General features: G+C 75.4%; 10 protein-coding genes. 7 read left to right on the forward strand and 3 right to left on the reverse strand.

Annotation, left to right across the window (positions count from 1 at the left end; all coding sequences use genetic code 11):
- Window positions 1–187: 187 nt before the first annotated feature.
- The 4 genes from ACFWA9_RS36455 to ACFWA9_RS36470 all read left to right on the forward strand — a co-directional run bounded on the left by ACFWA9_RS36455 (window position 188) and on the right by ACFWA9_RS36470 (window position 4055).
- Complete coding sequence (locus tag ACFWA9_RS36455) at window positions 188–1234, forward strand: IPT/TIG domain-containing protein (RefSeq protein WP_380393377.1); 1047 nt, start codon at window positions 188–190, stop codon at window positions 1232–1234.
- Window positions 1235–1690: 456 nt separating this feature from the next.
- Window positions 1691–2467, forward strand: a complete 777-nt coding sequence (locus ACFWA9_RS36460) for a 5-oxoprolinase subunit PxpA (protein WP_352295067.1) — start codon at window positions 1691–1693, stop codon at window positions 2465–2467.
- A 65-nt stretch (window positions 2468–2532) separates the two neighbouring features.
- On the forward strand, window positions 2533–3171 hold the full coding sequence (pxpB, locus tag ACFWA9_RS36465) for a 5-oxoprolinase subunit PxpB (protein ID WP_380393393.1): 639 nt from the start codon (window positions 2533–2535) through the stop codon (window positions 3169–3171).
- Window positions 3168–4055 (forward strand): biotin-dependent carboxyltransferase family protein, encoded by an 888-nt coding sequence (locus ACFWA9_RS36470; protein WP_380393380.1) that lies wholly within the window; start codon window positions 3168–3170, stop codon window positions 4053–4055. The genes pxpB and ACFWA9_RS36470 overlap by 4 nt, the downstream gene beginning before the upstream one ends.
- 43 nt (window positions 4056–4098) lie before the next feature.
- Here the strand turns inward: ACFWA9_RS36470 and ACFWA9_RS36475 are convergent, their stop codons facing one another.
- Window positions 4099–4428 (reverse strand): hypothetical protein, encoded by a 330-nt coding sequence (locus ACFWA9_RS36475; RefSeq protein WP_329490846.1) that lies wholly within the window; start codon window positions 4426–4428, stop codon window positions 4099–4101.
- Between the two features lie 367 nt (window positions 4429–4795).
- Window positions 4796–5566: an alpha/beta fold hydrolase gene (locus ACFWA9_RS36480; RefSeq protein ID WP_380393383.1), complete on the reverse strand. Its 771-nt coding sequence runs from the start codon at window positions 5564–5566 to the stop codon at window positions 4796–4798.
- A 170-nt stretch (window positions 5567–5736) separates the two neighbouring features.
- Between ACFWA9_RS36480 and ACFWA9_RS36485 the strand changes: the two genes are divergently transcribed.
- The gene (locus ACFWA9_RS36485) at window positions 5737–6267 is read left to right on the forward strand and encodes a PadR family transcriptional regulator (protein ID WP_352295061.1); all 531 of its coding nucleotides are present in this window, start codon (window positions 5737–5739) and stop codon (window positions 6265–6267) included.
- Window positions 6268–6331: 64 nt separating this feature from the next.
- Here the strand turns inward: ACFWA9_RS36485 and ACFWA9_RS36490 are convergent, their stop codons facing one another.
- A complete protein-coding gene (locus ACFWA9_RS36490; protein ID WP_380393387.1) occupies window positions 6332–6892 on the reverse strand; it encodes a DUF4396 domain-containing protein in 561 nt (186 codons plus the stop codon).
- Window positions 6893–7030: 138 nt separating this feature from the next.
- Between ACFWA9_RS36490 and ACFWA9_RS36495 the strand changes: the two genes are divergently transcribed.
- Both ACFWA9_RS36495 and ACFWA9_RS36500 read left to right on the forward strand, forming a co-directional pair.
- Entirely contained in the window at window positions 7031–7726 is a 696-nt protein-coding gene (locus ACFWA9_RS36495) for a class I SAM-dependent methyltransferase (protein WP_380393390.1), read from the forward strand.
- Window positions 7727–7964: 238 nt separating this feature from the next.
- Window positions 7965–8807, forward strand: coding sequence for an undecaprenyl-diphosphate phosphatase (locus ACFWA9_RS36500; RefSeq protein ID WP_380393396.1), 843 nt, complete (start codon window positions 7965–7967; stop codon window positions 8805–8807).
- The last annotated feature ends 61 nt before the right edge of the window (window positions 8808–8868 follow it).

The following is an 8868-nucleotide window of genomic DNA, read 5'->3' on the forward strand; positions in this document are numbered from 1 at the left end:
GCCGGGGCCCGGACTCGGTGGGCGGGTCAGCGATGGCGGTCACGGTGGACAAGATTAGAGGTAGGCACCGACATCGACCGAAACGGACCTTACGGACGGCCCGGACAGGCGGTCGCACCGCGGGCGGTGGAACCGGCTTTCGGGAAAGTACCCGCACGATCCGGTCCCCACGGCCATCATGCCTCATATGATCATCAGACTGGTACGAGGCGGCCTGACCGCCGCCCTGGCCGTGGCCACGCTCACCGCCGGCACCGCGGCGGCCGGCGCCGCGACCCCGGCCGCGACCGCCGCCCGCACGGCGGCCACCGGCCCGAACGTCAGCGTGACCCAGGCCGGCAACTACCCGATCTTCCCGGTCGACAGCACCAACTTCTCGGTGACCTGGACCTCCTCCGGCACCGCCGACCTCACCGGGGTCACCCACCTCACCGTCGAACTGCCGGCCGGTCTGACCACCAGCGGCGCGGCGATCACCTCGCTCCCCGACTACTCCTTCACCGAGACGGTCTCCCCCGACGGCCGCCGGCTGGACGCCTTCTTCACGGGCACCCGGGCTCCCGGGCGCAGCGAGTTCATGAAGGTCTACGTGGCCTCCCACGGCACCGGGCCGACCGGGACGATCAAGGTCACGGCGGCGAACCGGAACGACACCGACCCGTCCGACAACGTCTCCGACCACCTGCTCGGCAGTGGCCCGCAGACCCCGGCCGCCCCGCCCGCCCCGGCGGTGACGGGCATCGGCACGACCACCGGCCCCGGGACGGGCGGCACCGCCGTGACCCTGACGGGCACCGGCCTGGACAACGGCTTCGTCCTGTTCGGCGACGCCCTGGCGACCGGCGGCTGCACCGGCACCACCTGCACCGTGACCGCGCCCGGCGGCGCCGGCAGCGCGCCGGTGACGGTGGTGACCCCCGGCGGCTCCGCGGCCGCGCCGCACGCCTTCGACTACACCGGCGCGGCTCCCCCGGCGCCCCCCGCGCCGGTGGTGACCGGTCTGACCACGAGCACCGGGCCGGCCGCCGGGGGCACCGGGATCTACGTCCGGGGCAGCGGACTGGCCGCCGGCACGGTGCTCTTCGGCGGGGTGCCGGCCACCCGCCACTCGTGCGGGCCGACGCTCTGCTCGGCGACCGCCCCGGCCGGCACCGGCATGGTGGACGTGACGGTGACCACCGCCGGCGGGACCAGTGCGCCGGTCGCGGCGGGCCGGTACACGTACACGGCCTGACGGGGCCGTACGGCGGGGCCCGGTGCCGGGAGCGGCGCCGGGCCCTTCCGCGTGCCGGGGGCTCCGCGGCGGCGGGGCGGCCCGGGCGGCTCCCGTTCTGGGGGCCGATCAAGGACCCGGTCCGCAACATCTGGGTCGTCCGGTGGGCCGTCCTCGCCTGCGCGGGCGTCATCCCGCTGGCACTGGTCTGCGGACCGCTCCGAGGCATCCCACTGTACTGGCGATTCATCGACATGTCGTTCGGCATCGTCGGCGTGCTGCCGCTGCTGGTCGTGCTGCGCGCGCTCCGGCCGCTGGACCGGGCCGCCGGCGCCGCCACCGTCGCCGGCTAAGCCGTCCGGGGGACGCCCGGGCGGCGCTCCCACCCGTGCACCCGGCAGCGACCCGGGCAGCGGCGACGGCCGTCACGCGCAGGCCCTACGATCTGGCTCAACAGCTGCTGGGAGGCGGACGGGCGTGGCCGATGCGGTGATCGATCTCAATGCGGACCTCGGCGAGGGGTTCGGACGCTGGACGCTGACCGACGACGAGGCCCTGCTCTCCGTGGTGACCAGCGCCAACGTCGCCTGCGGCTTCCACGCGGGAGATCCGTCCACCATGCGGCGGGTCTGCGCGCTGGCCGCCGAGCGCGGCGTACGGATCGGCGCCCAGGTCTCCTACCGGGACCTGGCGGGCTTCGGCCGCCGGGCGATGGACGTCCCCCCGGAGGAGCTGGCCGACGAGATCGCCTACCAGATCGGCGCCCTCCAGGTGTTCGCCCGCGCGGCGGGCTCCCGGGTCTCCTACGTCAAACCGCACGGCGCCCTCTACAACCGGGTGGTGACCGACGCCGAACAGGCCGAGGCGGTGGTCGCGGGCGTGCTGCGGGCCGGGGCGGTCTGCGACGGCCCGCTCCCGGTGCTCGGCCTGCCCGGCTCACGGCTGCTGGCGGTCGCCGAGGGCGTCGGGCTCCCGGTGGTCGCCGAGGCGTTCGCCGACCGCGCCTACACCTGGGCGGGAACCCTGGTGCCGCGCAGCGAACCGGACGCCGTCATCCACGACCCCGAGACGGTCATCACGCGCGCGGTCGCGATGGCCCGGGACGGCGTGGTCGAGGCCGTCGGGGGCGAGCCGATCGGCGTCGAGGCGCGCTCGCTGTGCGTGCACGGTGACACTCCCGGGGCCGCCCAGCTGGCCTGGCGGATCCGCGGCGCGCTCGCCTCGGCGGGCGTGCGGGTGGAGCCCTTCGCGTGACGACCGGCGGCGGGACGGCGGGCCGGGCGGGCGGCGCACCCGCCGGCGGGCCCCCGGGCGCCCCGGTGGGCGACGCACCCCTGGTCCGGGCGGTCGGCGAGCGGGCGCTGCTGGTCGAGGTCGCCGGGACGGCCGAGGTCGGCGCGCTGTACGGCTGGCTGCGCGAACGGCAGGCGGCGGGTGAGCTGACCCCGGTGGAGGAGATCGTCCCGGCCGCGCGGACCGTCCTGCTCGACGGCGTGGCCGACGTCCGGGCGCTCACCGCCCTGCTGCGCACCGCCCGCCCCGCGGCGGCCGGCGCCGCCCCCGGCCCCCTGCTGGAGGTGCCCACCGTCTACGACGGCGCCGACCTGGCCGAGGTCGCGGCGCTCTGGGAGGTCTCCCCCGAGGCCGCCGTCCGGATCCACACCGCGCCCGAGTACGTGGTCGCCTTCTGCGGCTTCGCCCCCGGCTTCGGCTACCTCACCGGCCTGCCCCGGCAGTACGGGACGCCGCGCCGGGCCTCCCCCCGCAGCTCCGTCCCGGCCGGCTCGGTCGCCCTGGCCGGCCCCTACACCGGTGTCTATCCGCGCTCCTCCCCCGGCGGCTGGCAGCTCCTCGGCCGCACCGGCCTGCCGCTCTGGGACACCTCCCGGGAGCCGGCCGCCCTGCTGGCCCCGGGCGTGCGGGTCCGCTTCACCGCGGTGCGCGGCGGTGCCGGGTGACGGCGCCCGGCGGGCCCTCGGTCGACCGGTCGCTGGCGGTCGTCCGGCCCGGCCCGCTGACCACCGTGCAGGACCTCGGACGGCGCGGCGTCGCCCACCTCGGCGTGCCCCGGGCCGGCGCGCTCGACGAGCCCGCGCTGCGCGCCGCCAACCGCCTGGTCGGCAACGGGCCCGGCGCGGCCGCGCTGGAGACCACCCTCGGCGGGGTCGCCCTGCGCGCGCACGGGCCGGCCGTCGTCGCCGTCACCGGCGCGCCCGCCGCCGTCCTGGTGGACGGGCGGCCCGCCGCCTGGGGCGCGCCCGTCGTCGTCCCCGACGGCGCCCTGGTGGAGGTCGGCGCCGCCACCCACGGCGTACGGGGCTACCTCGCGGTGGCGGGCGGGATCGCGGTGCCCCCGGTGCTCGGCAGCCGCTCGGCCGACCTGCTCTCGGGGCTGGGCCCCGCTCCGCTGGCCGTCGGCGACGTGCTGCCGGTCGGGCCTCCCCCGCCCCACCGGCCCGCGCCCGACCTGGTGCCCCTGCCCGCTCCCCCGGCCGAGCTGGTGCTGCGGCTGCGGCCGGGGCCGCGTGCCGACTGGTTCGCACCGGACGCGGTCGCCCGGCTGGCCCGCGACCGGTACCGGGTGGCGGCGGCGAGCAACCGGATCGCGCTGCGCACCGACGGCCCGCCGGTCGGCCGGGCCGTCAGCGGTGAACTGCCCAGCGAGGGCATGGTGCTGGGCGCCGTCCAGATCCCGCCGGACGGACGGCCGGTGGTCTTCCTGGCCGACCACCCCACCACCGGCGGCTACCCCGTCGTGGGCGTCGTGCCGCCCGCGGACCTCGCCGCGGCCGCCCAGGCCCGCCCGGGGACGCCCCTGCGGTTCGTCCTGCTGCGGGGGTGAGCGCGGGGCCGTCGACGGGGCCCGGCGCCCACCCCCGGGCGTCTCACTCGAAGCAGGTCGGGCAGGACTTGGTGGCGATCCGGTCGCGGTTGCCCGCGGTGGCCCGCAGGGGCTGCGCACGGGTGACGTGGTGGCCGGACACCGGCTCGGTCACCCAGCCGTACCGGGGCGCGGCGAGGACGCTCTCCGTGAGATGGAAGCACCCCGGCAGATGGGCGTAGCCGGTGGGCGAGACGATGGCCGTCGCCCCGGTCGGCCAGCCCGCCCAGGTGGCACCCAGCACCGCCATCGCGCGGTCGAGCCGCGGCACCGACCCGTCGGCCGGGCAATCGCACCACGACATCTCGCACCGCTCGCACCAGTCGGCACCCACACCCGTCTCCTCCCCTGGGACGGGTGGATCCTACTGACCCCGGGCAGCGCCCTTCACCTCGGGGCCGCCTGGTCAACGAGGCGTCGGGGACAGTGCTTTGAGTGAGAGTCAGGAACAGCCTCCTTGACCTCCCGGAGCGCGTCCTGGATGACACGGGCGAGGGTCCGGGCGCTCGCACGGGCATCGGTCATCGCGTCGAGCCGGCGGTGCAGGACGCCGGAGGTCGGCGGTGGCGGCGAGGCCGGCCCGGCGGTCGCGGAGGGCCGGCGGTAGTTCGAAGCCCGGGTGTCCGGCGAGCGGTTTCGGATCGATCGCCGGCCAGGGCGCGCGGTCACCCGGCGAAGGGGCAGGACAGGGCGGAGCGGTCTCAGGCTCGCCGGGCCAGCGCGGTGGCGGCGATCGCGGCGAACCCGTCCAGGTTGTCGAACATGATGGTGTGGCCGCAGTCCGGGACCGCCACCACCTCGACCCCCGACGCCCGCAGCCGCTCCGCCCCCGGCAGCTCGCCGTCGGCCTGCGGGTGGAGGAACGTCCTGGGGATCTCCAGGTCCAGCAGGATCTCGCGCATGGTCGGCACGGTGCCCCGGGCGGTGTGGACGGCGCTGCGGTGGAGGGCCTCGGGACCGGCCAGCCGCATGGTGGACCACCAGAGCGGCCCGACCCACCTCCGCACCTCCTCCCGGCCGCCGGCCAGGAACTCCTCCTCGCCGAAGGTCGCGATCCCACTGCTGCCCGGGCGGCGGACCGGCGTGACCGGATCGAGGTTGGCGTCGACCAGGAGGAGGTTCGCGACCAGCCGGGGGTGCCGGTGGGCGAGGACGATCGCCACCGCGCCGCCCATGCTGTGCCCGACCAGCTCGACCTCCGCCAGCCCGGCCTCGTCGAGCGCCGCCGCCACCGCGTCGGCGTGGGCCTCCAGCGTGTACGGGAAGTCGGTGGGCCGGTCGCTGATGCCGAAGCCCAGCAGGTCCAGCAGGAGCGAGCGGCGCCCGGCCAGTAGCGGGTGGGCCGCCGCACCGGCGAAGTAGACGGGCGAGCTGGCCCCGAGGCCGTGCAGATAGACCCGGGCCGGCTCGGCACCGAGCACCTCCACCCAGCGGATCCGGTCCTCGCTCGGGGTGACGATGGCCTGGCGCATGGACGTACTCCTTCTCGGGGCAGGGCTGAAGCAGGGCAGAGCAGGGCTGACGCGGGGCCGGACGCCCGGCCGGCGGGGCGCAGCGGATCCCCGCGCGACGGAAGGACCATACCTCGACGTCGAGGTATAGCGACAGCGAGTCAACGCAGCCGGTCTGAGAGAGTGACCCCATGCTGAAGCTCGCGATCCTCGGGTTCCTCCGCGACCGGCCACTGCACGGCTATGAGCTGCGCCGCCACCTCGCCGCGCTCACCGGACACGTCCGGCCGATCAGCGACGGCACGCTCTACCCGGCGATCAAACGCCTGGAGGCCGACGACCTGCTGGTCCGTACGACCGAGCCGGGTACGGCGGCGGCGCCCCGGCACACCCTCCACCTCACCGAGGCCGGCCGGACCGCGCTGCTCGACCGGCTCCGCACCCCGGAGGACCTGGACATCAGCGACGAGAACCGCTGGTTCACCGTGCTGGCCTTCCTGCGCCACCTCGACGACGACCCGCGGGCACAGGCCGCCGTGCTGCGCCGCCGGCTCGCCTTCCTCAGCGAGCCGGCCAGCTTCTTCTACGACGGCGCCCGCCCGGTGGGCGCCGAGGAGTTCGGCGACCCGTTCCGGCGCGGGATGCTGCTGATCGCCCGCGCCACCACGGAGGCCGAGCTGGCCTGGCTGCGCGAGACCCTGGCCGCCCTCGACCGGGCCTGACCCGGGACACCGCGGCCCCCGCCTCCCGGCCGAGCCCGGGAGGCGGGGGCGAACCCGCTCGTGGTCAGTGCTGGTGGTGGGCGTGGACGACCGCGTGGCCGCGACCCCGGCCGATCATCCACTTGTTGACCGGCACGGTCAGGGTGAACGCGAGGGCGAGCGAGCCCGCCAGCGCGACCCAGAACAGCGCGTCGCCGAGGCCCGCGTCCATCGCCCCCGGCACGGTGACCATCACGGTGTTGTCGATCAGCTCCATGACCAGGATCGACACGGTGTCGGCGGCCAGCGCGACCTTGACGGCGGCGCGGACGTCCAGCCCGGCCTTCAGCACGCCGCGCATGGTCAGGGCGTAGCCGAAGACGAAGGCCAGCAGCACCGAGAGCACCACGGTCGCACCGTTGTGCAGGCCGAAGGCGGTGCCGAGGACCATGCCCAGGATCTCGCCGATGGCGCAGCCGGTGAGGCAGTGCAGGGTCGCCTGGGCGGCGGTCCGCCAGCTCGCCCCACCGTCGCCGTGACCACCGTGGCCGCCGTGACCGGCGTGGTCGGCGTGCGCCTCGTGGCCATGGTCGTGCTCGGCGTGCTGGTGCAGGTGTCCGTGCTCGTGCCCTACGGGATGCGCCATGTCGTCCTCCGCTTGCTCCGTGCCGTGCCCCTCGGTTCGTCGTCATCGAACATATACCCCCCAGGGGTATGGAGCAAGCAGTTCGGGCACCGCCTCGCCCTCTTCCCCCTCCGGCCCGCCCGTGCTCCGATGGGACGCATGGCCGATGAACGACGCAACGGGTACGAGGGAACCGGACCGGGCCCGATCACCCCGGACGGGTGCGCGGTGGAGATGTACGAGCGGCTGCCGCTGAACGGCGAGCCCGAGGTGATCAGGAAGGCGGTGCCCGCCGGAGCCCGCATCCTGGAGCTGGGCTGCGGGGTGGGCCGGATGACCCACCCCCTGCTCGACCTCGGCTTCACGGTGACGGCCGTGGACGAGTCCGCCGAGATGCTGGCCCGGGTCCGGGGCGCCCGGACGGTGCGCAGCCCGATCGAGCGGCTGGACCTCGGCGAGCGGTTCGACGTCGTCCTGCTCGCCTCCTTCCTGGTGCACGCCGGCGACCCGGCCGTCCGGCGCGGGCTACTGGACACCTGCCGGCGGCACGTCGCGGACGACGGCCTGGTGCTGCTGCAGCGCGAGGGCGAGGACTGGATGCGCGACGTGCCGCGCGAGCGTCCGCTGGGCCGGGACGGGCTGGTGCGGGTGGCGTCGGTCACCCCGGTCGGGGACGGCGTGAACTCGGTGCACGTCGAGTACGAGTTCCCAGACGCGCGCTGGACCCAGACCTTCCTGTCCCGCCCGCTCGACACCGCCGCGTTCGAGCGGGCCCTGGCCGAGTCGGGGCTGGCCGTGGACGCCCACCTGACCGAGGACCGGACCTGGGTCCGGGCCCGCCCCGTCCCGCGCTGAACGGAGCCGGGCCGCCGCCGGACCGGGCAGGCCGGAACGGGGGCGGAAGCGAGGCTGTCACCTTCACCGCGTAGCATCAGGCGCGCGCCGGGCCCGCGCAGCCCGAGCGCCGGGCGGACCCGGCGGTTCGCATGCCATCGGCATGTGCCCCGTGCATGCCGACGGCATGCTCCCGCACCGACCTACAAGGACCGCTGATGCTCATCGAGCGACGGATACCCCGGGCGGGTGTCCGGTGATCGACTGGTTCCACGGAGCCGTCCTCGGCCTGATCCAGGGGCTCACCGAGTTCCTGCCGATCTCCTCCAGTGCCCACCTGCGGGTCTTCTCGGCCCTGCTGGGCTGGGACGACCCGGGTGCGGCGTTCACCGCCGTGACCCAGCTCGGCACCGAGTCCGCCGTGCTGATCTACTTCCGCCGGGACATCGCCTCGATCGTGAAGACCTGGACGCTCTCGCTGTTCCGCCCGGCGCTGCGCTCGCACCAGGACGCCCGGATGGGCTGGTTCGTGATCATCGGCACGCTGCCGATCGGCATCCTCGGCAAGCTGTTCCAGGACACCATCGAGACCAACCTCCGCGACCTGCGGATCATCGGCACCACGCTGATCGTCTTCGGTCTGATCCTGGCGGTGGCCGACCGGACCCGGGCCGTCCGGCACGCCAAGCCGATCACCGACCTGACCCTGCCGCACGCCGCCGCCTACGGCATGGCGCAGGCACTCGCGCTGATCCCCGGCGTCTCCCGCTCCGGCGGCACCATCAGCGCCGGGCTGCTGCTCGGCTACAGCCGCGAGGCGGCCGCCCGGTACTCGTTCCTGCTCGCCATCCCGGCCGTGCTGGCCTCCGGCCTGCTGGAGCTGACCAAGATCGGCGAGGGCCCCTCACCGACCTGGGGGCCGACCATCCTGGCCACCCTGATCGCCTTCGCGGTCGGCTACGCGGCGATCGCGTGGTTCCTGAAGTACATCTCGAACAACAGCTTCATGCCGTTCGTGGTGTACCGGGTGGCGCTGGGCATTCTGATCATCGTCCTGGTCAGCACCGGCACCCTGGCGGCCGACGCCGGCGTGGTGAAGTAGAACGCGGTTCCACCGAGGACCTCCCGGGTACGACGAAGCGGGCCGGGCACCAGATCTGGTG

The organism is Kitasatospora sp. NPDC059973, assembly GCF_042737525.1.
Lineage (GTDB): Bacteria > Actinomycetota > Actinomycetes > Streptomycetales > Streptomycetaceae > Kitasatospora.

Excerpts from the sequence above, each read along its gene's own strand:
- ACFWA9_RS36455 (WP_380393377.1), top strand. The coding sequence starts at position 188 with ATGATCATCAGACTGGTACGAGGCGGCCTGACCGCCGCCCTGGCCGTG.
- ACFWA9_RS36480 (WP_380393383.1), bottom strand. The coding sequence starts at position 5,566 with ATGCGCCAGGCCATCGTCACCCCGAGCGAGGACCGGATCCGCTGGGTG.
- ACFWA9_RS36485 (WP_352295061.1), top strand. The coding sequence starts at position 5,737 with ATGCTGAAGCTCGCGATCCTCGGGTTCCTCCGCGACCGGCCACTGCAC.
- ACFWA9_RS36490 (WP_380393387.1), bottom strand. The coding sequence starts at position 6,892 with ATGGCGCATCCCGTAGGGCACGAGCACGGACACCTGCACCAGCACGCC.
- ACFWA9_RS36495 (WP_380393390.1), top strand. The coding sequence starts at position 7,031 with ATGGCCGATGAACGACGCAACGGGTACGAGGGAACCGGACCGGGCCCG.